Origin of the sequence: Pseudomonas sp. HN2-3 (genome assembly GCF_020691745.1) — a bacterium.
Classification (GTDB): domain Bacteria; phylum Pseudomonadota; class Gammaproteobacteria; order Pseudomonadales; family Pseudomonadaceae; genus Aquipseudomonas; species Aquipseudomonas capeferrum.
Window position 1 is genome coordinate 718,514 of sequence record NZ_CP085704.1, and the last position, 22,029, is coordinate 740,542.

Below are 22,029 nucleotides of genomic sequence, written 5' to 3' on the forward strand. Positions count from 1 at the left end.
GGTTATTAGGCAGGAGTGGCAATGACAAAGCGGGTGCGGCCGGGCCTGTGCGCAGGCCTCTGTCCAGGCGGATCAGTGGTGGTGGTCGAACTCCAGCAGGAAGTTGCGGGCAACCTCGCCTTCCAGCGCGGTCATGTGGTGCTCGGCGTCGCACATGTGTTCGTGCATCAGCCGGCGTACAGCGGGTTCGTCGCTGGCGCGCAGGGCCAGCAACAGTTGCTTGTGGTAGCCGATGTTGGCCGCAGCAAACTGCTGGCGCTTGGGCAGGTAGGCCTTTTTCAGCACCACCAGGTCGCGCAGCAGGTCGTTGAGGAATACCGCCATGAAGCGCAGCAGCGGGTTGGGGCAGCGATGCGCCAGCAAGGTGTGGAATTCCAGTTCGGCCAGGCGTTGCTCGCGCTGGCCCTCTTCGCTGTCTTCCGGGGTGCTGCAAAAATCGATGTTGGCTTGCAGCGCGGCGTAGTCGGCTTCGCTCAGCTGGCCCATGACCGACACGGCCAGCTCCACCTCGATGACCTTGCGCAACTGGTACACCTGCTCGCCATCCAGGTGCTGGAAGTGCAGGTGGTTGCGCAGGGCGCGGCTGGCCGGCTCGGTGCCGACCTCGTTGAGGTAGGCGCCGCCGCTGGGGCCGGTGCGGGTGCTGACCAGGCCCTCGACTTCCAGGGCCTTGAGCGCTTCGCGGGCGGTGCCTTTGGAACACTCGAAATGCTCCATCAGCTCGCGCTCGGTGGGCAACCGGTCGCCGGGGTGCAGGGCCTCGGTGACGATCGAGCGCTTGACCGATTCGACGATGACGTCGGACAGCTTCTGGCGCTTGCGTTTGGGTTTGAGCATTTCGCTATTTTTCATATTTATACGGATAAATAGGATTTAGCGAATTTTGCCCGGGTGGGTCAATGCTGGCGGAGGGGGAGGGGTCGTAAATGGTGCGAAAGGGTCGGGGAGGGATATGTGGTTAATCGGATTGATCGCATCATCAGTGCCGGCCTCTTCGCGGGGCAAGCCCGCTCCCACAGGCTACGGCTGCGCTGAAGGCATGCATTTAAACTGTGGGAGCGGGCTTGCCCCGCGATGAGGCCGGTACTGAATCAACGCGATTGGCCAGGGCCCTGTTGCAGGTGTGCCTGGCTGCAATACCACTCTTTGCCCTGCTGCAGCGCCCGGTCATTGGGCAGGTGCACGCCGCAATGGGCGCAGCGCACCATCTTCAGCGGGTCGTCGAGCTTGTGCTCCGGTTGCGATTGCTGGCTGATCTTGAACTTGCGCCACAGCCAGAACGCGGCGGCGATCAGGGCGATCCAGAAAAGTAGGCGAACCATGGTGTCCAGCTTGTCGAATGAAGAAGGCCACAGTCTAGGACGCAGCCAATAAAAAAGGGAGGCCTCAGGCCTCCCTTTCTACGTTTCGACACACTCAGTCAAAAAGACCGAAGGTCATGTAGCTGAACCACGAACGGTCCTGTTCGGCTTCTTTCGGGCCTTCCGGCAGGATCACGTCGCCGTTTTCGTCCTTCGGCAGCAGCTCTTGCGGCATCTCGGCGCGAGCGTCCTGGAACTGCTTGACCACGTCCTGGTTGGCGCGGGTTTCGCCCGGCGGCAGCGGGGTGTCGGTCTCGATCAGGCCCAGGGTTGCCTTGGACAACCAGCCACGGCCGTCAGACTCGGTCTGCTTGGGCTGGAACTCACCGTCAGCCAGGCTCGGGTGGTCGGGGTAGTTGAGCTTGAGGGTTTCCAGGCTGGTAGCGGCCAGTTCGTCCAGGTGCATCTTCTGGTAGGCCTCGACCATGATCGCGAGGCCGTCGCCGACCGACGGCGTTTCCTGGAAGTTCTCGACCACGTAGCGGCCACGGTTGGCGGCGGCCACATAAGCCTGGCGGCCCAGGTAGTAGTCGGCCACGTGGATCTCGTACGAAGCCAGCAGGTTGCGCAGGTAGATCATGCGCTGCTTGGCGTCTGGCGCGTAGCGGCTGTTGGGGAAGCGGCTGGTCAGCTGGGCGAACTCGTTGTACGAGTCGCGCGCGGCGCCCGGGTCACGCTTGGTCATGTCCAGCGGCAGGAAACGCGCCAGCAGGCCGCGGTCCTGGTCGAACGAGGTCAGGCCCTTGAGGTAGTAGGCGTAGTCGACGTTCGGGTGCTGCGGGTGCAGGCGGATGAAACGCTCGGCGGCGGACTTGGCGGCCTCCGGCTCGGTGTTCTTGTAGTTGGCGTAGATCAGCTCGAGCTGCGCCTGGTCGGCATAACGGCCGAACGGGTAACGCGACTCCAGGGCCTTGAGCTTGTTCACCGCGCTGGTGTAGCTGGAATTATCCAGGTCAGCCTGGGCCTGCTGGTACAGCTCGGCTTCGCTGAGGTTCTCGTCAATGACTTCCTTGTTAGAGGAACAGGCCGCGGTAAGCCCGAGGATGGCGATCAGCAGCAGGTGTTTCACTTGCATGGCGGCTTGCGTCCCTTTGACGGCCGCTGTCTTGGGCGGTGCCGTCCTGTTATGATGAGCGCCCCGGCCAACCCCGGGACAAAAGAAGCCGTATTTAACCACAAGCTCGCAGCCGAAACCAAAGGCTGTGCGCCCGCCGAATCGAGCATGTCCGAGATCATTCAACTTAGCGCAGAGGTACCGTCCGATCTGGGCGGTCAACGCCTCGACCAGGTCGCCGCCCAATTGTTCGCCGAGTACTCGCGTTCGCGGCTTACTACGTGGATCAAAGAGGGCCGCCTGACGGTCGATGGCGCCGTCGTGCGCCCTCGAGACACCGTCTATGGTGGCTCTGTGCTTGTTCTGGAGGCCGAACAAGAGGCCCAGGGCGAGTGGATCGCAGAAGACATCGAGCTGGATATCGTCTACGAAGACGACCACATCATGGTGATCAACAAGCCTGCCGGGCTGGTTGTGCACCCGGCCGCGGGCCATGCCAGCGGTACCTTGCTCAATGCCTTGCTGCACCACGTGCCAGACATCATCAACGTACCTCGCGCCGGTATCGTGCACCGCCTGGACAAGGACACCACCGGTCTGATGGTGGTGGCCAAGACCCTGCAAGCACAGACCCGCCTGGTCGAGCAGATGCAAAGCCGCAAGGTCAGCCGCATCTATGAGTGCATCGTGATTGGTGTGGTGACCGCCGGCGGCAAGATCGACGCCCCGATCGGTCGCCATGGCGGTATGCGCCAGCGCATGGCGGTAACCGACGGCGGCAAGCCGGCGGTCAGCCACTACCGTGTGCTCAAGCGCTTCCGTTCGCACACCCACGTGCGGGTCAAGCTGGAAACCGGCCGTACCCACCAGATCCGTGTGCACATGGCCCACGTTGGCTTCCCGCTGGTCGGCGACCAGACGTACGGTGGGCGCTTCCGCATTCCGCCGGCTGCCAGCCCAACCATGGTCGAGGCGGTCAAGACCTTCCCGCGCCAGGCGCTGCATGCGCGTTTCCTGGCATTGGCCCACCCGATTACCGGTGAAGTCATGAAGTGGGAATCGCCCTTGCCGGATGACTTCCTCTGGTTGCTGACGCTGCTGAACGAAGACCGCGAGAGCTTTATCGGATGAGTGGTCTGACGCAGGCGCTGCTATTGCCCGACTGGCCGGCCCCGGCTTCGGTTCGCGCTTGTGTCACCACGCGTCAGGGCGGCGTCAGCCTGCCGCCCTTTGACACCTTCAACCTGGGTGATCACGTTGGTGATGACCCAGCCGCCGTCGCCGAAAACCGCCACCGCCTGAGCGATGCGTTCGCCATCCAGCCTGCCTGGCTCAAGCAAGTGCATGGCCTGGCAGTGGCGGATGCCGACCCGGCCGTGGTGGCCGAGGCCGACGCCAGCTGGACTGACCAGCCTGGCATCGCCTGCACCGTGATGACTGCCGATTGCCTGCCTGCGCTGTTCTGCGACCGTGCAGGCACCCGTGTGGCAGCGGCCCATGCCGGCTGGCGCGGGTTGGCGGGCGGAGTGCTGGAAGCGTCCCTCGACCGTTTGGCCGTGCCGGCTGAAGACGTGCTGGTGTGGCTGGGCCCGGCGATTGGCCCGCAGGCGTTCGAAGTGGGCCTGGAAGTACGTGATGCCTTTACCGCGGTGCACCCGGAGGCAGCGGCTGCCTTTGTTGCGGGTGCGCGGCCGGGCAAGCTGATGGCCGACATCTATGCGCTGGCGCGTATTCGCCTGGCGGCGCGCGGGGTGACGTCTGTGTATGGCGGTGGCTTGTGCACGGTCAGCGATCAGCGTTTCTTCTCGTATCGCCGCACCCCGCAAGGTGGGCGGTTTGCCTCACTGGTCTGGTTAGCCCCCCGCTGACTGCTCCGGCCACGCCGCTAATCCATCAGGTTGATCTCCGTCAACCCCGCTACGCTTGAAACTTCCAGAATAAGCCTTATCTATAAGGTCATCTCAGGCAGGTTTCTTCATTAAAGGCGCTGTCCATCGCTCCGACCTGCCCTTACAGGAAGGTATCCCCATGCGAATAGACCGTTTAACCAGCAAGCTTCAATTAGCAATATCCGATGCCCAGTCCCTTGCGGTTGGCATGGACCACCCTGCCATCGAGCCCCTGCACCTGGTGCAGGCGCTGATTGAACAGCAGGGCGGGTCGATCAAGCCGCTGCTGATGCAAGTCGGCTTCGACATCATCAGCCTGCGCCAGGCACTGGTGAAAGAACTCGACCAACTGCCGAAAATCCAGAACCCGACAGGCGACGTGAACATGTCGCAGGACCTGGCGCGCCTGCTCAACCAGGCCGACCGCCTGGCCCAGCAGAAGGGCGACCAGTTCATCTCCAGCGAGCTGGTGCTGCTCGCCGCCATGGACGAGAACAGCAAGCTCGGCAAGCTGCTGCTGAGCCAGGGCGTGACCAAAAAAGCCTTGGAAAACGCTATCAACAACCTGCGTGGCGGCGCGGCAGTCAACGACGCCAACGCCGAAGAGTCGCGCCAGGCCCTGGACAAGTACACCGTCGACCTGACCAAGCGTGCCGAAGAAGGCAAGCTTGACCCGGTGATCGGCCGTGACGACGAAATCCGCCGTACCGTGCAGGTGCTGCAACGCCGTACCAAGAACAACCCGGTGCTGATCGGTGAGCCTGGCGTGGGTAAAACCGCCATCGCCGAAGGCCTGGCCCAGCGCATCATCAATGGTGAAGTGCCCGATGGCCTCAAAGGCAAGCGCCTGCTGGCGCTGGACATGGGGGCGCTGATCGCCGGCGCCAAGTACCGCGGCGAGTTCGAAGAGCGCCTGAAGTCGCTGCTTAACGAGCTGTCCAAGCAGGAAGGCCAGATCATCCTGTTCATCGACGAACTGCACACCATGGTCGGCGCCGGTAAAGGCGAGGGCGCCATGGACGCGGGCAACATGCTCAAGCCGGCCCTGGCCCGTGGCGAGCTGCACTGCGTTGGCGCCACCACGCTCAACGAATACCGCCAGTTCATCGAGAAGGACGCGGCCCTGGAGCGGCGCTTCCAGAAAGTGCTGGTGGAAGAGCCGAGCGAGGAAGACACCATCGCCATCCTGCGTGGCCTGAAAGAACGCTATGAAGTGCACCACAAGGTGGCCATCACCGACGGCGCGATCATTGCTGCGGCCAAGCTCAGCCACCGCTACATCACCGACCGTCAGTTGCCCGACAAGGCCATCGACCTGATCGACGAAGCGGCCAGCCGCATCCGCATGGAGATCGACTCCAAGCCGGAAGTGCTCGACCGCCTGGACCGTCGCCTGATTCAGCTGAAGGTCGAGTCCCAGGCGCTGAAGAAGGAAGAAGACGAAGCCGCGAAGAAGCGCTTGGAAAAGCTCCACGAGGAAATCGAGCGGCTGGAGCGTGAATATTCCGACCTGGAAGAGATCTGGGCATCCGAGAAAGCCGAAGTGCAAGGCTCGGCGCAGATCCAGCAGAAGATCGAGCAGGCTCGCCAAGAGCTCGAAGCCGCCCGTCGTAAAGGCGACCTGAGCCGCATGGCCGAGCTGCAGTACGGGGTGATCCCGGACCTGGAGCGCAGCCTGCAGATGGTCGACCAGCACGGCAAGTCGGAAAACCAGCTGCTGCGCAACAAGGTTACCGAGGAAGAGATTGCCGAAGTGGTGTCCAAGTGGACCGGCATCCCGGTTGCCAAGATGCTCGAAGGCGAGCGCGAGAAACTGTTGAAGATGGAAGACCTGCTGCACCAGCGCGTGATCGGCCAGCACGAAGCCGTGACTGCCGTGGCCAACGCCGTGCGCCGTTCCCGCGCCGGGTTGTCCGACCCGAACCGGCCCAGTGGTTCGTTCCTGTTCCTCGGCCCGACCGGTGTGGGCAAGACCGAGCTGTGCAAGGCGCTCGCCGAGTTCCTGTTCGACACCGAAGAGGCCATGGTGCGCATCGATATGTCCGAGTTCATGGAGAAGCACTCCGTGGCTCGCCTGATCGGTGCACCACCCGGCTATGTAGGGTACGAAGAGGGCGGTTACCTGACCGAAGCGGTACGGCGCAAGCCCTACTCGGTGGTACTGCTGGACGAGGTGGAGAAGGCGCACCCGGACGTGTTCAACGTGTTGCTGCAGGTGCTTGAAGATGGCCGCTTGACCGACAGCCACGGCCGTACGGTGGACTTCCGCAACACCGTGATCGTGATGACCTCCAACCTGGGCTCGGCGCAGATCCAGGAGCTGGTGGGTGATCGCGAAGCACAGCGTGCGGCGGTGATGGATGCGGTGGGTGCGCACTTCCGTCCGGAGTTCATCAACCGGATCGACGAAGTGGTCGTGTTCGAGCCCCTGGGCCGCGAGCAGATCGCCGGCATCACCGAGATCCAGTTGGGCCGCCTGCGTAGCCGCCTGCTGGAGCGTGAGCTGTCGCTCAGCCTGAGCCCTGAGGCGTTGGACAAGCTAATCGCAGTCGGTTACGACCCGGTGTATGGCGCACGGCCACTGAAGCGTGCGATCCAGCGCTGGATCGAAAACCCACTGGCGCAGTTGATCCTTTCTGGCAAATTCTTGCCAGGTACAGCGATTACTGCGCGGGTGGAAGGCGAAGAAATCGTGTTTGCCTGATCCCGCTGGCGAAAAAAATAGCCCCGCACATGCGGGGCTTTTTTATGGCTAAGGGTTTTTTACAGCCTGCCGCAGCCCCTGTGGGGGCGGGTTTGACCGTGTAAAGGCCGGCCTGGACCCCGTAAAACCGGGGCCTTCCAACTTTTTTTGATAACTTGCTGAAAATTTTGAAAAATTTGCTTGCATCAAAAATCGAGTGCACCTAATATACGCCCCGCTGTCAGGCACTAAGCGAATCACCAGCAACATCGGTGTTAGCAAAACAACTTACAAATCAGTAAGTTGAATGAAAAAAAGGGGTTGACAAGCAAAACGAAGAATGTAGAATAGCCGGCCTCAGCAGCGACAACGCGAAAGCGGATAGCCAAAGAGATCGAAGCTAACACAGACTTCGAAGCAGTAAAGATGTACCGAAGTTCAGTTCCGCGATAGCTCAGTCGGTAGAGCAAATGACTGTTAATCATTGGGTCCCTGGTTCGAGTCCAGGTCGCGGAGCCAATCTCGGGGTGTAGCGCAGTCCGGTAGCGCGCCTGCTTTGGGAGCAGGATGTCAGGAGTTCGAATCCCCTCACCCCGACCATTTTCAGGGTCGTTAGCTCAGTTGGTAGAGCAGTTGGCTTTTAACCAATTGGTCGTAGGTTCGAATCCTACACGACCCACCATGTAAAGAGGGCATCTCGACAGAGATGCCCTTTTTCTTTTGCCTCGAATTCTACAAGGGCCGCTCCGGCATCTGTTGTAGGAGCGGCCTTGCCGGGGCGCCGGACCGGTCGGAAAGGGGCGCAAAGCGCCCCCAGCATTCTGTCAGTGCAACTTCAACCGCGGCTCAGTACCGCGCCCAATCTTGCTACCCAGCATCATCATCGCCGTGCGGAAGAACCCGTACAGCGCCATCTGGTGCATGCGGTACAACGACACATAAAACATCCGCGCCAGCCAGCCTTCCAGCTTCACGCTGCCCATCAAGTTGCCCATCAGGTTACCCACCGCCGAGAAGCGCGACAGCGATACCAGCGACCCGTAGTCCTTGTACGCATACGTCGGCAGCGCCTTGTTCTCCAGCCGCGCCTTCAGGCTTTGCGCCAACATCGAAGCCTGCTGGTGTGCAGCCTGTGCCCGTGGCGGCACGTTGCGGTCGGTACCCGGTTGCGGGCACGCGGCGCAGTCACCAAAGGCGAAGATGTTGTCGTCACGGGTGGTCTGCAGGGTAGGGCGCACCACCAGCTGATTGATGCGGTTGGTTTCCAGGCCATCGATGTCCTTGAGGAAGCCCGGTGCACGAATGCCGGCCGCCCACACCTTGAGGCTGGCCTGGATCACTTCGCCGTCCTTGGTTTTCAGCCCATCCTCGGTCACTTCGCTGACCGCCGCATTGGTCATCACCTTCACCCCGAGTTTTTCCAGGGTCTTGTGCACCGGCACGCTGATGCGCTCAGGCAGCGCAGGCAATACCCGGGGGCCAGCCTCGATCAGGGTGATGTGCATGTCCTTGGGCTGGATGCGATCCAGGCCATAAGCGGCCAGTTCGTGGGCGGCGTGGTGCAGCTCGGCGGCCAGCTCCACACCGGTAGCACCGGCGCCGACGATGGCCACGCTGATCTGTTCGCTGGCCACGTCACCGGCGTGGGCGCGCAGGTAGTGGTTGAGCAGTTGCTGGTGGAAGCGCTCGGCCTGCTTGCGGGTATCCAGGAACAGGCAATGCTGCGCCGCGCCCAGGGTGCCGAAGTCGTTGGTGTTGCTGCCCACGGCAATGACCAGGGTGTCGTAGCTCAGCGTGCGCGCAGGCACCAGCTCGCGGCCCTCTTCGTCGAGGGTGGCGGCCAGCTGGATCTGCTTGCCTTCACGGTCCAGGCCGCTCATGCGCCCCAGCTGGAAGTTGAAGTGGTTCCACTTGGCCTGGGCCACGTAGTTCAGTTCATCTTCCGAGGAGTTCAGCGAGCCGGCCGCCACTTCGTGCAGCAGTGGCTTCCAGATGTGCGTCAGGTTGGCGTCGACCAGGGTGATGTCGGCTTGCTTGCGCTTGCCCAGGCTTTTACCCAGGCGGGTCGCCAGTTCCAGGCCGCCGGCGCCGCCGCCGACAATCACGATGCGATGAGTCATGGGGATATCTCATAAGGTTTACGGAATTCTTGGCCCTGGGGGCCGGCCGCAAACTGCATGAGGAGAGGGCGAGCGCAAGGCAGCTCATAGCACCAGTCCACTCAACAGGCGGCTAATGAGGCCCAGACCAATGGTCACGGCCACCACCAGCACCAGGAGCAGCCATGGCCGGAAGGGCCTGCGCTCGACTTGGTGCTGGGGGGCTCGTAGATACTCATCGACACGACGCTGATCTTCCGGGTTCAGTCGGCTGGTCATGGTGGGCCTCGTCAGATAGACGTATGTGACTGCACAAACGCTACAGCGTTCGTGCAAGCGCTTGGAACAAATGATAATGCGTTCTATCGCTGGCGCCGAGTGTACGCCATCGCAAAGAGTCGCTGCACTGGATCAAAGACTGATGCCCACATCGAAGACGATGCTGCGCCCCAGGTTGCCGCGTAAAAAGTCAGGCGCGTCGGGGTGGGCGAACAACACCCGGGCGAAAGTCGGCCCGACCAGCGACAACGAGCGCCAACCTTGGCGAAGGTATTCGGTAGGGGGCGGGAAGTGGGTGTTGAGGTCGAGCACTTCGCGCTTGAGGCTGGCGAAGGCGATGATGTCCAGCTCGTTCAGCTCCAGCCCGCGTTCGCGGTAGTTGTGCGCTTTTTTGCGCAAGGTCGGCGCCAGGCGCCCGAGCAGCTCCGTGGCGCTGATCCGCCGCGGGCGTGCTTCGCGGCGCACCAGTTGCGCCAGGGAAAACGCACTGCGCCGGCGCTGCAGCTCTTCGCGCCACTCATCGTTCAGGCGGCGGCCCTCGTCCAGCACGAAGAACACCTCGAATGCCGCATCGCGGAACAGCACATCCGGCGGCTCCTGGCCGGCCGGAGTGAAGTCTTCGCTGCGGTAGGGGATGTTCAACCCTTGCAGCAGGCGTTGGCATACCCAACGCTCACGCTCCCATTTGCGTGCATTGGACAGAAACGCATTGGCTTGTTCGGCCTGGATGGTAAGCAGGCGCAGGTAGTCTGAGTCATCCATGCAGACAAGCTTAGACGCTAATCGATGACGGTAAGATGCTGTTTGTGCGTAGAAATCAGCTCAACACCGGCCATTGCTGAACAACCCCCAGCAGGTGCACCAGGCCAAACCCCAGGCAGACCAGCGGGCCGACCACGATAATGGCCAGGTGCAACAGGCCGATCACAGCGTTGAGCAGCGCTGCCAGCAGCAGTGTGAGGTTGGTTCCTTCCGGCATTTTGAATGCGTCCTGCATCGCGGGGAGGCGCCAGCCTACCGCAGCCGGATGAAACGGAGAATAGGTGTAGACTCACTTTTATCCACAAGGCTGAAAGGGGTATTTACCAGGTGATCAGTGCACAGGTGTTGTCAGGCACCAGCCTCACGCTGGGCTGGCTGGGTTACGTGCCGCTGTTGCTCTGGGCGGCCAGCCGCGCCCGCTGGGTAGAGCTGTTCACCGACCGGCGCCGCCAGCACCTGCTGTTTGGTACGGTGTTCTGCCTGTTTGCCCTGTGGTTGGTCAGGCGCGATTTTGATACGGGCGTGTCGTATCACTTCATCGGCATGACGGCCGTCACCTTGTTGCTGGACTGGCCGCTGGCGGTGCTGGGCGGCTTTCTTGCGCAGTTGGGGTTGCTGGCGCTGGGTCGTCAGGACCTGGCGGCGCTGGGCGTCAACGGCCTGCTGTTGATTGGCCTGCCGGTACTGATTACCGAACTGTGCGCCATGGCGGTCGAACGTGCGCAACCGCGAAACCTGTTTGTGTATATCTTTTGTTCAGGGTTTTTTCCGGCAGCGTTGACGGTGCTGGTATGTGTGTTGGCCGGGTTGGGGATTTTGTGGCTGGACGGGCGCTTTGCCATGCCGGAGTGGCTGAGTGACTTTGTCGGCTACCTGTGGCTGATGATGTTCCCCGAGGCGTTCATCAACGGCATGGTGATCAGTGCTTTGGTGGTGTTTTGCCCGGAGTGGCTGGAAACGTTCAACCGTACGCGGTACCTGCAGGCGCCGTGGAAAGAAGACGAACATTGACCGGCCCCGTCCCGCTGCACGACCCCTGTAGGAGCGGCCTTGCGTCGCGAAAGGGCCGCGCAGCGGCCCCCGGTTTCAGCGCCACCACAAATATTGCCGGGGCCGCTGCGCAGCCCTTTCGCGACGCAAGGCCGCTCCTACAGAGGCCAATTCAGATGGCCAATTCAGATGGCCAATACAGAGGCTTAGTGCCGCGGCTCCAGGTCCCCCGAATACAGCTCATCCTCGGACTCTTCCGACCCCGCGATCTTATGTTCTTCCGCCGCCCAGGCCCCCAGGTCGATCAGCTTGCAGCGATCAGAGCAAAACGGCCGGCACGTGCTTTTCTCGTTCCATTCCACAGGTGCACCACAGGTAGGGCAGTCGACGGTCAATGGCTGGCTCATGGCTGGCCTCCTCTTAAAGTCAGGTAAAAATGATGCAGACGGTCGATCTGCTCGTGCAACGCGGCAAGGTCGCGGTCATTGACCACCACATCGTCGGCATGGCGCAGCCGCTCTTCACGGGCCAGTTGCGCATTGAGAATGGCCTGCACCTGCTCCGGGCTGGTGTTGTCCCGCTGCAGCGTACGTTCCACCTGCAACGCCTGCGGCGCATCGATCACCAGCACGCGCTGGGTCTTGCGATACTGGCCAGACTCGATCAGCAAGGGTGACACATACACGGCATAAGGCGATTCGGCCTTGGCCAGGTAGCTGAAAATCTCCTGCCCGATCAGCGGGTGCAGCAACGCCTCCAGCCACTGGCGCTGCGCCGGGTCGGCGAAAATCAGCTGGCGCAAGGCCGCGCGGTCGAGTTGGCCATCGTCCAGCAGCACGCCAGGGCCGAAGCGCTCGACAATGCTGGCCAGCGCCGGTCGCCCAGGCTCGACCACCCAGCGCGCCGCCTGGTCGGCATCGACCAGGTGCACGCCAAGCTCGACGAAGCGCTCGGCGGCGGCACTCTTGCCGCTGCCGATTCCGCCGGTCAGGCCCAGAATCCAAGGGGTGAAAGCTGCAGTGGTCATCAGAATCCAAGCAGTTGCATGTAAGAGGCGTATATTTCATCACCCCAGAGCACGGCAATCCACCCCGCAATTGCCAGATAGGGCCCAAATGGCATGGCCGTACCCATGGAATGCTTGCGCACCCGCAGCAGGTACACCCCAACCAGCGCCCCAAGCACCGACGACAGCAACAAGGACAGCGGCAGCACCTGCCAGCCACCCCAGGCGCCGAGCAGCGCCAACAGCTTGAAGTCGCCATAGCCCATGCCTTCCTTGCCGGTAACCAGCTTGAACAACCAGTACACCGTCCACAGGCTGAGGTACCCGACCACCGCGCCGCATACGGCATCGGGCAAGGGCACCCATACCCCGAAGTAATTGACGATCAGCCCAAGCCACAGCCCCGGCAGCACGATGGCATCGGGCAGTAGTTGTTGGTCATGGTCGATCAAGCTCAGGGCCAGCAAGCTCCAGGTCAGCGGCAGCAGCACCAGTGCCTCGACGCTGGCCCCGTAGCGCCAGGCCACCACCATCGACAGCAGCGCACAACCCACCTCGACCAACGGGTAACGCACGCTGATGCGCTGTTTGCAGGCCGAACAGCGCCCGCGCAACGCCAGGTAGCTGAGCACCGGGAGGTTTTCCCACGCCCGTATCCGGTGCCCGCACTGCGTGCACTGCGAGGCCGGCAGGCACAGGTCGAAACGCTCGTGCTCGGTCACCGGCAGCCCCAGCACTTCGTGTGCCTCACGCTGCCATTGGCGCTCCAGCATGATCGGCAGGCGGTACACCACAACGTTGAGAAAACTGCCCACCAACAGGCCGAGCACGGTCGCCAGGGTGATGAAGTAAGCCGGCTCCATCGCCAGGAAGGTCCATAAAGTCATGTTCAGATCAAGCTACCCAGCTGGAAGATCGGCAGGTACATCGCCACCACCAGGCCGCCAACCAGCAGGCCCAGGACCAGCACGATGGCCGGCTCCAGCAGGCTGGTCAACTGGTCCAGCGCCTGGCTGACCTGTTCCTCGTAGCGGCTGGCGGCTTTTTCCAGCATCTGGTCCAGCGTGCCACTGGACTCACCGATGGCCACCAGCTGCACCAGCAGCGGCGGGAACAGCGGTTCGGCCGCCATCGCCTGGTTCAGCCCCTGCCCATTGGCCATGCCTTGGCGCAAGCGCTGGATCGCCTGTTGATGCAGCTCGCCACCACTGGCCTTGGCCACCGTCCCCAAGGCATCCAGCAGCGGCACCCCAGCGGCATAAGACGTTGCCAGGCTGCGCGCAAAACGCGCCAGCGCCGCCTGCCCCAGCAGCTTGCCGAACACCGGCAGGCCCAACACCCGCTGAGTTATCCACAAGCGCGCCGGCCTGTGCTTGCGGTAAAGCTCGCGCGCAGCCACCGCCAACAGCACCGCACTTACCAGCAACACCGGTGCATGACGCCCCAGCCCTGTGGACAAGTCGATCACCCACTGGGTAAAGGCCGGCAGTGCCGCATCAAACCCCGCGAACAGGCTCTGAAACTGCGGGATCACCTCCAGTAACAAAACCGCCGAAACGCCCAACCCGGTCAGCAACAACAGCAGCGGGTAGATCATCGCCTTGCGCAACTTCTTGTGCAGGGCCAAGCGCTGTTCCAGCATGCCCGCCAACTGCTCCAGCTGCCGGTCGAGCGTGCCGGACTGCTCACCCACCCGCACCAGGTTGCAGTACAACGTATCGAACCACCCCGGGTGGCGCTGCAACGCATCCGCCAGCCCCAGCCCCGATGCCACATCCTGTTTCAATCGAGCCAGCAACGCCTCCTGCGCCGCATCACAGCCACTGCGCCCCATCACCTCGAACGCCTGCAGCAGCGGCACCCCGGCTTTCAGCAAAGTCGCCAGCTGCCGGCTGAAACCCGCCGGGTCGGTTTTCTCCCGCCGCTTCGGCCAACGCCACGCCCGCCCAGCAGGCCGCAAACGCGCCACCAGAATGCCCTGGCGCAGCAACCCGGCGCGCACATAAGCCGGGCTGCGCCCAGCCATTTGCCCACTGACGGCCAGGCCATCAGCGTTGGTGCCCTGCCAGGCGTAAAGACGTATCGAAGGGTTCATGCAAAGGTCCTTTTTTGCCCGCACGACAAGCCTCGAAACAGCTTGCCGCGTCCATGAGAGGGCGTGCTTCCCTGATGCTCACTAGAGTAGTTCAGCGAAGATGACGCCCAGGCGGGCAGGGGTGACAAAAGGTGTCTGTTCAGGCCTACTGCGCCGCTGCCGGCCTGGGGCCGAGAGTGACCCCAATGTGTATGCGTATCAAACAAGGAAAACGTTCATGAAAGGGCAACGCGGTATCACCCTGATCGAACTGATGATCGTCGTCGCGATCATCGGCATTCTGGCGACCATCGCCATACCGATGTACACCAACCACCAGTCCCGCACCAAGGCCGCAGCCGGGTTGCTGGAGATTTCAGCGCTGAAGACAGCCATGGACCTGCGCTTGAACGAAGGCAAGGATGTGGCAGATGTAGGCGCGCTGGGTGGGCAACCGGCGACAGCGCATTGCGCGATTACCGCCAGCGGCAACGCAGCTGCCGGCACCGGGAGCATTGTGTGCACACTGGTGGATGCACCGGCCACCGTGGTTGGCAAAGCCCTGACCCTGACCCGCTCGGCTACTGGGTGGAGCTGCACCACCAACATCGAGGAAGACCTCGCGCCGAGTGGTTGCAAAGGGGCTTGAGGGTAGGGCAATAAACGAGGGGAAACAGGGGTTTGCGTAACGGGTGCGGCAGTGGTACGTTGCGCTACACGCCGGTGTAGCTCAGTCGGTAGAGCAGCGCACTCGTAACGCGAAGGTCGCAGGTTCGATTCCTGTCTCCGGCACCACATTCAGATTGGCCAATGGCGATTTTTCGCTTGTTGGCCCTGCTAAAAAGCCCGCCTTGTGCGGGTTTTTTTGTGGCTGTTTTTACGCTGTTGATCTGCGTGCTTTTGACTTGAGAGGGCGCGGTTTTCCACTTAGCGTTACAGACTTTTCTAGATAGTGGGTATCTGTTGATTCGGTTTGGACCAATGTTTACGGGGGCAAAGCCGATTTTTTTCTAGATAACGTTTTTTCCGTTTAGAGATAATTTTGAGATGACCCAGTTTTCTCACTACGACCTGCTGCTGAGTTATTCCGCAGACTGAGGTTGGAGGGAAACACCCCAGTCCAAGTGTCCTAGCTGGGAGCAGTGTTGTACGAATTGGCAATGGCGGAGTAGAGCGTCTCGACCACTGTGGTTGAGGTCAAACGTCTTTTGTTCTGTAGGCCAGCGGCGAAGGCTGTGATAATGGAAGGCAATGACAAAGGCCATGCCATGCTGACCATCTCGAATAACGTGCATCTGCCAGATGCCGACATCGAACTGACATACATCCGCGCGCAAGGCGCAGGCGGGCAGAATGTCAACAAGGTGTCCAGCGCCGTGCACCTGCGCTTCGACATTCCCGCCTCGTCGCTGCCCGAGTTTTACAAGGAGCGGCTGCTGGCGCTGCGTGACAGTCGCATCACCGGTGACGGCGTGTTGATCATCAAAGCCCAGCAGTACCGCACCCAGGAGCAGAACCGCGCTGACGCACTGGCGCGTCTTGCCGAGTTGATCATCACTGCCGGCAAGACCGAGAAGAAACGCCGCCCCACCAAACCGACCCTTGGCTCGAAGACCCGCCGCCTCGAAGGAAAAGCCAGGCGCAGCACTGTCAAGGCGGGGCGGGGTAAGGTGGAGTTCTAACGTGGTGTTTCAGAAATACCAATGAAAATTACTTGCCCAAGGCCCGTGCTGCACGGGCGACTGAGGCCAGAATGTCCTCGACTTTGTATGCCACCGAAATGGCTTCGGTGCCTGGCTGGTGCGCGTCACCGCTTGACCTACTCACCCATCGCTTACCGATTCAAAACTCACGCGCGAAACTGGAGTGCGTATGCAAGGAGCTGCTTGTTCAGTTCATCTCGGTTCTCGCCATAGTGCGCTTCTCGATGGCAATTCGGGCAGAGCGCTACGCAGTTGTAGAATCGATCCGACAGTTCGGCACCTAGCATGTGGTGCACGTCTAAGAAACCAGGGAACGTCCGACTCTCAGTGCATCTCTCACATCGGTACTGAGCTCGTTGTAGTACAGCCATTCGTACCTTAGGGTCTCGCTTCACGTGAGACCGAACGGTGCTCACCCTCTCCCCAAGGTCACGCCCTAAAGCCGAATAGTCCGGCGCCGGGCAATCGTCATATGTGTCCTCAAAACCAGCCGGTTTCGGATCGGACGCAACCAGCTTGGCGAGATCAACAACCCTTGGCCATTGCCACAGCACATCAGCGACCTGGTGGGTATCCGGCAACCGATCATCTATCACCGAAAAAATCACGGTTGGCGCGAGCAGTTGGAGCCAGCTATCAACGGCAACGCCTTCGATGCTTGCGCAATAGTGGTAGTAAGAGTTAGATTCCTACTGTCGAGACCACTAGGCTCGATGTTTGGCCAGTCAGAACAAATCGGCTGGTACCGTGTGGAGCTCACCAGAGATCAGCGGACTTCCTTAATTTATTTAGGAGGCCGCCGTGGCCACGCGACTCAAAACCCTCGTCAAATCTCGATCTATAGCCTTCGAACGCCAAGAAGGGCGCTGCTGTTATTGCGACTATCCAATGTGGCGCGATGCTGTTGAGCGTTTTGCCCTTATACACAAAATCACCGTCAAACAAGCCAGCAAGCTTCGATGTACAGCGGAGCATCTGACCGCTCGGCAGGATGGTGGTAAGGACACAGCTAGCAATATTGCTGCGGCTTGTGTGACGTGTAATTTACGTCGGCATAGGCGCGCATTTGTACCAGAGCCTGAGGCTTACAGGGCATTGGTCCAAGCGCGCATCAGCCGGAGAAAGTGGCATTCGTTAGGTGTTCTCGGTACCGCTTAAGTACGTAGCGATAACTGGTACTCAGAATCGAAGTTTTCGAACGCGAGCAACCCCACAATGCTCGGCGACTTTTCACACAACCCCAAACCTTGCAATACCAAGCCCACACAGATAACTTGCTCAAGTCGCGGCCCATTCCGCGACCGGGTTTGGCGACCCGTACGAAAAGGCGCAACGGCGCCCCGATCACGATTGCAGGCGCTTTTTTTGCGTCCGCAGTTTCGTGTAATGGCGGCTGTGCGTGGGAGACCTTCGGGTCTGCCGGGTTCCTTTTCCTCGGTTCGCCAACCCGCGTACAGCTGCCACCCTAACCGTTTGGCGACGGTCAGCGTGGTGCATCAACCGAAAAGGACCTCATGCATGCTCACCTTAAATCCATCAAGGATCCTCGCATTCGTTCTCCGCCGCCGCCCCGCGCCGGCCCGCACCCCCCACCGTTTCTACCCCATCGACACCCATTCCTGCGCCACCTCCACCCCCCAGGAGGCCCTCCATGACTGACCACGAACGCCTCGCCACCATCCAAAGCTACGCCTGGACCCTCGAGCTGCTAGGCGAAGCCTTGGTCCAGCACGACGAGATGCTGGAGTGCGAACACAACCCGCAGCTGAGTTTTCGCAACACGGCTGGTATCCATCAGGCGATTCGGATTATTAGCCGGTTGGCCAGTGAGCAGTGTGGGAAGGTGATGGAGCTCAATGGGCAGGATCCGGGCGATTAGCTGGCCCGGTGCGAGCGGGTTTACCCGCGAAGCAGGCACTGTGGTGGATGGCACGGGCTTCGCCCGTGTTCGCGGGGCAAGCCCGCTCCCACGGGGGGCATGGCTGTTTTGGAAGTTTGAGCAAGGCAGTTGTGCCCACAAAGGCCAGCCTGGGTATTCGGGTATTCCAGGCTGGCACGGGCTTTAGAAGTCCCAGCGGGTAGTAACCATGACGTTGCGCGGTTCGCCGTAAATGGCCGAGTTATAGAAGCCGACGTTGGTGTAGTAGTACTTGTCGAAGAGGTTGTTGACGTTAAGCGTCGCCGACAAGTTCTGGGTGATCTGGTAGCGGGTCATCAGGTCCACCACCCAGTACGATTCCTGGGTGACGTCCTCGTTCACGCCTTTGGGGCTGTTCCAGATCTGCTGCCAGGCCTTGTTCTGCCAGCGTGCGCCACCGCCAAGGGTGATCTTGTCCAGGTCACCGGTGAGCTTGTAGGTGGTGTAGAGGCTGAACTGGTCTTCGGGCTCGAAGGTCGACAGCTTCACGTCGTTGCTGTCGCGCACCACCTTGTGCGTGTAGCCGCCTTGCACCTGCCAGCCTGGGGCCAGTTCGCCGGACACTTCCAGCTCGTAGCCCTTGGTGGTCGCCTTGCTGCCCTTGAACGCGTAGTTGGATGGGGTAGGGGTCAGGTTGTTGTAGGCGTCGTCCGGCACCGAGCGGTTGGTTTCCTTGACCTCGAAGTAGGCCAGGCTGGCGTTCAGGCGGCCGTCGAAGAACTCGCCCTTGACCCCGACTTCGTAGTTCTCGCCTTCATCCGGCTCGATCAGTTTGTTGTCGCGGTCGCGGTTGTAGTTTTCCTGCGGCATGAACACGTCGGTGTAGCTGGCGTAGACCGAGAAGTTTTCATTCAGGTCGTAGATGGCGCCGGCATAGGGTATGAAGCGTCCGGACTCGGTGTAGGTCGGGGTCAGGCCGGTCAGGCTGTAGTTGACCACGCGGCCGCCCAGCAGCACTTTCAGGTCGTCGGTGACGTTCAGGCGGGTGGTGAGGTAGACGCCGGTCTGGCGGATCACGTCGTCGGTGCGCTGCGACACCGGCCCCCAGTCGGGCTTGGGCAGGTTGCCGTGCCAGTTGTTGTAGTCCACGCGGTTGGGTACCGAGAAGGTTTCGTCCCAGTAACCCTTGCCATCCCAGTGGGCCTTGCTGATGGAGCCGCCGAGCACCAGGTCGTGCTCACGGCCGAGCAGGTTGAACGGGCCGCTGACATACAGGTCGGCGGAGTCGCTGGTGGTGTCGCCCTTGTAGCGTTGCGCGTTGATTTCGGCGCTGCCGTCGGGCTGCGGCTGGTCGAACTGGATGGCGCCCATCTGCGCGTCATAGCCGTTGTACTTGTGGTCCAGTTGCAGCTTGGTTACCCAGCCGTCGCCCATGTCGTGCTCCAGCGTAGCGAAGACCGTGCGGGTGTACTGCTGCCAGCTGCTCCAGTCGGTTGCGTTGCTGAACGAGCGCTTGGCTTCGTTGCGCTCGCCTTTGGAATTGAGCAGCGGGAAGCTGCCGGACCAGGTGGAACCCTTGGGGTCGTTGTCCTGGTAGTCGGCGCCTACGGTCAGCAGCGTATCGGGCGACAGGTCGAACTCGACGATGCCGTAGAACACCGAATTCTGGCTCGAATAGCGGTCGATGAACGAGTGCTTGTCCTGGTAGGCAACCACGGCCCGGCCGCGGACGTTGCCGGTTTCGGTCAGCGGGCCGCTGACATCCAGTTCGCTGCGGTAGTTGTCCCACGAGCCCGCGCCCAGGGTGGCGTGGCCCTGGAAGTCGGCGGTGGGCTTTTTGCGTACCAGGTTGATGGTACCGCCCAGCGAGCCGGCGCCGCTGAGCAGGCCGGAGGCGCCCTTGAGCACTTCGATGCGGTCGTAGATGGCCATGTCGCTCAGGGTGTTGCCGGCTGAGTAGGCAACGTTGCGCACGGCGGAGGGGATGCCGTCGTACTGGAAGTTGTTGATCGAGAAACCGCGGGAATAGTAGTTGGTCCGGTCCGTGTCGTAGGCCGACACGGTGATGCCGGGTGTGTGGCGCATCACCGCGTCGACACTGTTGAGGGCAAAGTCATCCATGTGCTGGCGCGTGACCACGCTGATCGACTGCGGGGTTTCCCTGGGTTTGAGTACCAGGCGGGTGGCCGTGGCGATGGTGCCGGGCGTGTAAGAGCCGGTGCCTTCGGTGACGGTGCCCAGCTGGTTGCTGATGACGTTGGTCGCCTCCAGCTCCAGGGCGCCACCGCTGCCCGCTGCGACCTCCACCGTGTAGTTGCCACCGCTATTGAATGCGCGAAGGCCGGTACCGGCCAGCAACTGGGCCAGGCCATCTGCAACGGAATAGCTGCCGTTCAGGCCAGCGCTGCGCTTGCCGGCGGTGAGCTGGGCATCGGCAGAAAGCAAGATACCGGCCTCGCTCGCAAAGCGGTTCAGCGCCTGGTCCAGGCCGCCAGCGGGGATGGCATAGCTGTGTGTTTGCTCGCTGGCGTCAGCCGGTACTGCGGGCAGCGCAAGCAGCAGTGGGCTGGTGCAGAGCAAGCCGGCAAACAGGCTGCGGCGCACCGCAAGGCTCAGTCGAGAACAGGTGGTTGTGGGCAGATACGGCACTCTTGACGTTCCTCTTGAGAATGCTTCTTGGTTGGATTCAAGAGGTATCCCGGACAAGTCGGCAAAACCGACAAGGGGCAGCAGCATTTTTTATCGGTGCGTGCAATGCCGCTACGCAGGACTAATCGTGGTCCAGAGGCTCGTCAGCCTGTGCACCTTTACCGGCAGGGACTGCTCAAGTGCAGTCAGTACGCGGTCTGTGTCTACCAAGGGAAAAACGCCCGTTAGCGGCAGGCCGGCGATGGTCGGGTCACAGCGCAGCATGCCGCGGCGATAGCGAGCCAGTTCTGCAACGAACTGCCCCAGCGGCATGCGTTCGGCGATAAGCCTGCCATCGTGCCAGGCGATGGCGTTGAGGTTCGCGGGCGCGATGTCACCGAACCGGGTCGCGGTAAACCAGCAACCTTGTCCGGCTTGCAGGCGCGTGGCGCGGGCCTGACGCGGGCGCAGTTCCAGCGCGCCCTCGAACAGATCGACCTGGCTTCTATCATCACGTTGGTACACGCAAAAGCGCGTGCCCAGCGCCTGGATTTCCCCGGCGGCGGTGTCCACGATCAAGGGGCGTTGCGCTGGGTCATGGCCGCTGTCAAGCAGCAACTCCCCCGCGAGCAGGCGAATGCGTCGCTCGCTCGCGCTGAACAGGATATCCACCGCGCTACCGCTGTTCAGGCTAAGCCGGCTGCCATCGGCCAGCGTGCGCTGCAGGCGTTCCCCCGTACCGCTGCGCAGGTCGGCGGTGGCCTCGCGCCAGGGTAGTTGCGATTGGGCAAGGTAGCTGCTGCCCCCGGCCAACAGCAGCGCGCCGAGCAGTTTCAGCGTCTGCCGGCGGCGCGCATCGGGCAGCTCACGCAGCACCGCCAGCGCAGTATCTGTGGGCACACCGCTCAGGGTGTTTTGCAGGTGCTCCAGGCGCTGCCACGCACGATCATGTTCCGGGTCTGCGGTACGCCATTCAGCGAAGCGACGCTGTTGTTCCTTGTCCAGCTCGCCACCCCATTGCAGCATCAGCCAATGGCTGGCCTGCTCGATGATGTCAGACGCGACGGGCGCTTCGCTGGTGGTTTTCATTCGGCGTACAGCACCTGGTAGCAGGCGGTGATGGCGCGCAGCATGTACTTTTGCACCGAGCTGACGCTGACCTCGAGGCGCTCGGCGATCTGGCTATAGCTCAGCCCTTCGAACTGCGACAGCAGAAACGCCTCGCGCACCTTCGCGGGCATGCTGTCGAGCATGGCGTCGATCTGCATCAGGGTTTCGATCACGATGGCACGGGTTTCCAGCGACGGGGTTTCTGGCTCGGGCAGGGCGGCGAGGCTCTCCAGGTAAGCTTGCTTGATACGTTGGCGGCGCCATTGGTCGATGACCAGGTTGCGGGCGATCTGCGCCAGGAACCGGCGCCCATCGCTCTGCGCCGGCAGGCGCCGTGTCACCAGCAGGCGCAGGAACGTGTCCTGCGCGATATCCGCAGCCCGCTCACGATCACCAAGGCGCAGACGCAGCCAGCCTTGCAGCCAGCCGTGGTGGTCGCGATACAGGCTATCCAGTGGTTGCAACGGGGCGTCAGTGGGCACTTTCCTCTTCCCATGAATGAGTTGCAGATAGGAATGAGTTGCAATTGTAGT

The 22,029-nt window shown here is 61.7% G+C and carries 23 protein-coding genes and 4 tRNA genes; 12 read left to right on the forward strand and 15 right to left on the reverse strand.

The features are described 5' to 3' along the window. Positions 1-72: 72 nt before the first annotated feature. The 3 genes from LJX93_RS03250 to LJX93_RS03260 form a co-directional block, all read right to left on the reverse strand. Positions 73-837 (reverse strand): FadR/GntR family transcriptional regulator, encoded by a 765-nt coding sequence (locus tag LJX93_RS03250; RefSeq protein WP_186660609.1) that lies wholly within the window; start codon positions 835-837, stop codon positions 73-75. Positions 838-1,091: 254 nt separating this feature from the next. Further along, positions 1,092-1,322 carry a PP0621 family protein gene (locus LJX93_RS03255; protein ID WP_033701440.1) on the reverse strand — a complete coding sequence of 77 codons (231 nt, stop codon included), beginning with the start codon at positions 1,320-1,322 and terminating at the stop codon, positions 1,092-1,094. Positions 1,323-1,416: 94 nt separating this feature from the next. Next, a complete protein-coding gene (locus LJX93_RS03260; RefSeq protein ID WP_033701439.1) occupies positions 1,417-2,436 on the reverse strand; it encodes an outer membrane protein assembly factor BamD in 1,020 nt (339 codons plus the stop codon). A 147-nt stretch (positions 2,437-2,583) separates the two neighbouring features. Between LJX93_RS03260 and rluD the strand changes: the two genes are divergently transcribed. The 6 genes from rluD (at position 2,584) to LJX93_RS03290 (ending at position 7,669) form a co-directional block, all read left to right on the forward strand. Next, positions 2,584-3,546, forward strand: coding sequence for a 23S rRNA pseudouridine(1911/1915/1917) synthase RluD (rluD, locus tag LJX93_RS03265; protein ID WP_033701534.1), 963 nt, complete (start codon positions 2,584-2,586; stop codon positions 3,544-3,546). Next, the gene (gene pgeF, locus LJX93_RS03270) at positions 3,543-4,283 is read left to right on the forward strand and encodes a peptidoglycan editing factor PgeF (protein ID WP_227696747.1); all 741 of its coding nucleotides are present in this window, start codon (positions 3,543-3,545) and stop codon (positions 4,281-4,283) included. The genes rluD and pgeF overlap by 4 nt, the downstream gene beginning before the upstream one ends. A 160-nt stretch (positions 4,284-4,443) precedes the next feature. Beyond that, a complete protein-coding gene (gene clpB / locus LJX93_RS03275; RefSeq protein ID WP_227696748.1) occupies positions 4,444-7,008 on the forward strand; it encodes an ATP-dependent chaperone ClpB in 2,565 nt (854 codons plus the stop codon). A 422-nt stretch (positions 7,009-7,430) separates the two neighbouring features. Continuing rightward, a tRNA-Asn gene (locus LJX93_RS03280) sits at positions 7,431-7,506 on the forward strand. Positions 7,507-7,510: 4 nt separating this feature from the next. Continuing rightward, positions 7,511-7,587, forward strand: a tRNA-Pro gene (locus LJX93_RS03285). Between the two features lie 6 nt (positions 7,588-7,593). Further along, positions 7,594-7,669, forward strand: a tRNA-Lys gene (locus LJX93_RS03290). Between the two features lie 142 nt (positions 7,670-7,811). Here the strand turns inward: LJX93_RS03290 and LJX93_RS03295 are convergent. The 4 genes from LJX93_RS03295 to LJX93_RS03310 form a co-directional block, all read right to left on the reverse strand. Next, complete coding sequence (locus LJX93_RS03295; RefSeq protein WP_033701435.1) at positions 7,812-9,107, reverse strand: NAD(P)/FAD-dependent oxidoreductase; 1,296 nt, start codon at positions 9,105-9,107, stop codon at positions 7,812-7,814. A gap of 84 nt (positions 9,108-9,191) precedes the next feature. After that, positions 9,192-9,365, reverse strand: coding sequence for a DUF3094 family protein (locus LJX93_RS03300; RefSeq protein ID WP_013970765.1), 174 nt, complete (start codon positions 9,363-9,365; stop codon positions 9,192-9,194). Positions 9,366-9,497: 132 nt separating this feature from the next. After that, positions 9,498-10,127: a DUF1780 domain-containing protein gene (locus tag LJX93_RS03305; protein WP_013970766.1), complete on the reverse strand. Its 630-nt coding sequence runs from the start codon at positions 10,125-10,127 to the stop codon at positions 9,498-9,500. Between the two features lie 55 nt (positions 10,128-10,182). Continuing rightward, positions 10,183-10,344 carry a hypothetical protein gene (locus LJX93_RS03310; RefSeq protein WP_227696749.1) on the reverse strand — a complete coding sequence of 54 codons (162 nt, stop codon included), beginning with the start codon at positions 10,342-10,344 and terminating at the stop codon, positions 10,183-10,185. A gap of 110 nt (positions 10,345-10,454) precedes the next feature. Between LJX93_RS03310 and LJX93_RS03315 the strand changes: the two genes are divergently transcribed. Beyond that, positions 10,455-11,138 carry an energy-coupling factor ABC transporter permease gene (locus LJX93_RS03315; RefSeq protein WP_033701431.1) on the forward strand — a complete coding sequence of 228 codons (684 nt, stop codon included), beginning with the start codon at positions 10,455-10,457 and terminating at the stop codon, positions 11,136-11,138. A 185-nt stretch (positions 11,139-11,323) separates the two neighbouring features. Here LJX93_RS03315 and yacG read toward each other — a convergent pair whose 3' ends face one another. Genes yacG through LJX93_RS03335 form a run of 4 tightly spaced genes read right to left on the reverse strand, consistent with a single transcriptional unit; the run spans position 11,324 to position 14,218 of the window. After that, positions 11,324-11,524: a DNA gyrase inhibitor YacG gene (gene yacG, locus LJX93_RS03320; RefSeq protein WP_047582821.1), complete on the reverse strand. Its 201-nt coding sequence runs from the start codon at positions 11,522-11,524 to the stop codon at positions 11,324-11,326. Beyond that, positions 11,521-12,144: a dephospho-CoA kinase gene (gene coaE, locus LJX93_RS03325; protein ID WP_047582819.1), complete on the reverse strand. Its 624-nt coding sequence runs from the start codon at positions 12,142-12,144 to the stop codon at positions 11,521-11,523. Before coaE ends, yacG begins: the two co-directional genes overlap by 4 nt. Beyond that, a complete protein-coding gene (locus LJX93_RS03330; RefSeq protein WP_227696750.1) occupies positions 12,144-13,010 on the reverse strand; it encodes a prepilin peptidase in 867 nt (288 codons plus the stop codon). Before LJX93_RS03330 ends, coaE begins: the two co-directional genes overlap by 1 nt. A gap of 2 nt (positions 13,011-13,012) precedes the next feature. After that, positions 13,013-14,218 (reverse strand): type II secretion system F family protein, encoded by a 1,206-nt coding sequence (locus tag LJX93_RS03335; protein WP_227696752.1) that lies wholly within the window; start codon positions 14,216-14,218, stop codon positions 13,013-13,015. Between the two features lie 217 nt (positions 14,219-14,435). Here LJX93_RS03335 and LJX93_RS03340 point away from each other — a divergent pair, with 217 nt between their 5' ends. From LJX93_RS03340 to arfB, 3 genes are all read left to right on the forward strand, one after another. Next, positions 14,436-14,846 carry a pilin gene (locus LJX93_RS03340; protein WP_227696753.1) on the forward strand — a complete coding sequence of 137 codons (411 nt, stop codon included), beginning with the start codon at positions 14,436-14,438 and terminating at the stop codon, positions 14,844-14,846. A 70-nt stretch (positions 14,847-14,916) separates the two neighbouring features. Then, positions 14,917-14,992: transfer RNA gene (locus LJX93_RS03345), tRNA-Thr, on the forward strand. Between the two features lie 473 nt (positions 14,993-15,465). Beyond that, on the forward strand, positions 15,466-15,879 hold the full coding sequence (arfB, locus tag LJX93_RS03350; RefSeq protein ID WP_033701529.1) for an alternative ribosome rescue aminoacyl-tRNA hydrolase ArfB: 414 nt from the start codon (positions 15,466-15,468) through the stop codon (positions 15,877-15,879). A 167-nt stretch (positions 15,880-16,046) separates the two neighbouring features. Here arfB and LJX93_RS27335 read toward each other — a convergent pair whose 3' ends face one another. Next, entirely contained in the window at positions 16,047-16,271 is a 225-nt protein-coding gene (locus LJX93_RS27335) for an HNH endonuclease signature motif containing protein (protein WP_227697289.1), read from the reverse strand. A gap of 517 nt (positions 16,272-16,788) precedes the next feature. On the opposite strand from LJX93_RS27335, the gene LJX93_RS03360 reads away from it, so the two are divergent. Both LJX93_RS03360 and LJX93_RS03365 read left to right on the forward strand, forming a co-directional pair. Beyond that, on the forward strand, positions 16,789-17,058 hold the full coding sequence (locus LJX93_RS03360; protein ID WP_081874756.1) for an HNH endonuclease: 270 nt from the start codon (positions 16,789-16,791) through the stop codon (positions 17,056-17,058). Positions 17,059-17,551: 493 nt separating this feature from the next. Then, positions 17,552-17,779, forward strand: coding sequence for a hypothetical protein (locus LJX93_RS03365; RefSeq protein WP_095063997.1), 228 nt, complete (start codon positions 17,552-17,554; stop codon positions 17,777-17,779). Between the two features lie 183 nt (positions 17,780-17,962). On the opposite strand, the gene LJX93_RS03370 is transcribed toward LJX93_RS03365, so the two are convergent. From LJX93_RS03370 to LJX93_RS03380, 3 genes are all read right to left on the reverse strand, one after another. Further along, positions 17,963-20,407, reverse strand: coding sequence for a TonB-dependent siderophore receptor (locus LJX93_RS03370; RefSeq protein ID WP_414004132.1), 2,445 nt, complete (start codon positions 20,405-20,407; stop codon positions 17,963-17,965). 111 nt (positions 20,408-20,518) lie between these two features. Beyond that, on the reverse strand, positions 20,519-21,475 hold the full coding sequence (locus tag LJX93_RS03375; protein WP_047582805.1) for a FecR domain-containing protein: 957 nt from the start codon (positions 21,473-21,475) through the stop codon (positions 20,519-20,521). After that, positions 21,472-21,978 carry a sigma-70 family RNA polymerase sigma factor gene (locus tag LJX93_RS03380; protein ID WP_033701403.1) on the reverse strand — a complete coding sequence of 169 codons (507 nt, stop codon included), beginning with the start codon at positions 21,976-21,978 and terminating at the stop codon, positions 21,472-21,474. The genes LJX93_RS03375 and LJX93_RS03380 overlap by 4 nt, the downstream gene beginning before the upstream one ends. Positions 21,979-22,029 lie beyond the last annotated feature (51 nt).

Excerpts from the sequence above, each read along its gene's own strand:
- LJX93_RS03365 (WP_095063997.1), top strand. The coding sequence starts at position 17,552 with ATGACTGACCACGAACGCCTCGCCACCATCCAAAGCTACGCCTGGACC.
- clpB (WP_227696748.1), top strand. The coding sequence starts at position 4,444 with ATGCGAATAGACCGTTTAACCAGCAAGCTTCAATTAGCAATATCCGAT.
- LJX93_RS03255 (WP_033701440.1), bottom strand. The coding sequence starts at position 1,322 with ATGGTTCGCCTACTTTTCTGGATCGCCCTGATCGCCGCCGCGTTCTGG.
- LJX93_RS03300 (WP_013970765.1), bottom strand. The coding sequence starts at position 9,365 with ATGACCAGCCGACTGAACCCGGAAGATCAGCGTCGTGTCGATGAGTAT.
- LJX93_RS03310 (WP_227696749.1), bottom strand. The coding sequence starts at position 10,344 with ATGCCGGAAGGAACCAACCTCACACTGCTGCTGGCAGCGCTGCTCAAC.
- yacG (WP_047582821.1), bottom strand. The coding sequence starts at position 11,524 with ATGAGCCAGCCATTGACCGTCGACTGCCCTACCTGTGGTGCACCTGTG.
- coaE (WP_047582819.1), bottom strand. The coding sequence starts at position 12,144 with ATGACCACTGCAGCTTTCACCCCTTGGATTCTGGGCCTGACCGGCGGA.
- LJX93_RS03305 (WP_013970766.1), bottom strand. The coding sequence starts at position 10,127 with ATGGATGACTCAGACTACCTGCGCCTGCTTACCATCCAGGCCGAACAA.
- LJX93_RS03375 (WP_047582805.1), bottom strand. The coding sequence starts at position 21,475 with ATGAAAACCACCAGCGAAGCGCCCGTCGCGTCTGACATCATCGAGCAG.
- LJX93_RS03330 (WP_227696750.1), bottom strand. The coding sequence starts at position 13,010 with ATGACTTTATGGACCTTCCTGGCGATGGAGCCGGCTTACTTCATCACC.
- LJX93_RS03295 (WP_033701435.1), bottom strand. The coding sequence starts at position 9,107 with ATGACTCATCGCATCGTGATTGTCGGCGGCGGCGCCGGCGGCCTGGAA.
- LJX93_RS27335 (WP_227697289.1), bottom strand. The coding sequence starts at position 16,271 with ATGGCTGTACTACAACGAGCTCAGTACCGATGTGAGAGATGCACTGAG.
- LJX93_RS03335 (WP_227696752.1), bottom strand. The coding sequence starts at position 14,218 with ATGAACCCTTCGATACGTCTTTACGCCTGGCAGGGCACCAACGCTGAT.
- rluD (WP_033701534.1), top strand. The coding sequence starts at position 2,584 with ATGTCCGAGATCATTCAACTTAGCGCAGAGGTACCGTCCGATCTGGGC.
- pgeF (WP_227696747.1), top strand. The coding sequence starts at position 3,543 with ATGAGTGGTCTGACGCAGGCGCTGCTATTGCCCGACTGGCCGGCCCCG.
- LJX93_RS03340 (WP_227696753.1), top strand. The coding sequence starts at position 14,436 with ATGAAAGGGCAACGCGGTATCACCCTGATCGAACTGATGATCGTCGTC.
- LJX93_RS03260 (WP_033701439.1), bottom strand. The coding sequence starts at position 2,436 with ATGCAAGTGAAACACCTGCTGCTGATCGCCATCCTCGGGCTTACCGCG.
- arfB (WP_033701529.1), top strand. The coding sequence starts at position 15,466 with ATGCTGACCATCTCGAATAACGTGCATCTGCCAGATGCCGACATCGAA.
- LJX93_RS03250 (WP_186660609.1), bottom strand. The coding sequence starts at position 837 with ATGCTCAAACCCAAACGCAAGCGCCAGAAGCTGTCCGACGTCATCGTC.
- LJX93_RS03360 (WP_081874756.1), top strand. The coding sequence starts at position 16,789 with ATGTGGCGCGATGCTGTTGAGCGTTTTGCCCTTATACACAAAATCACC.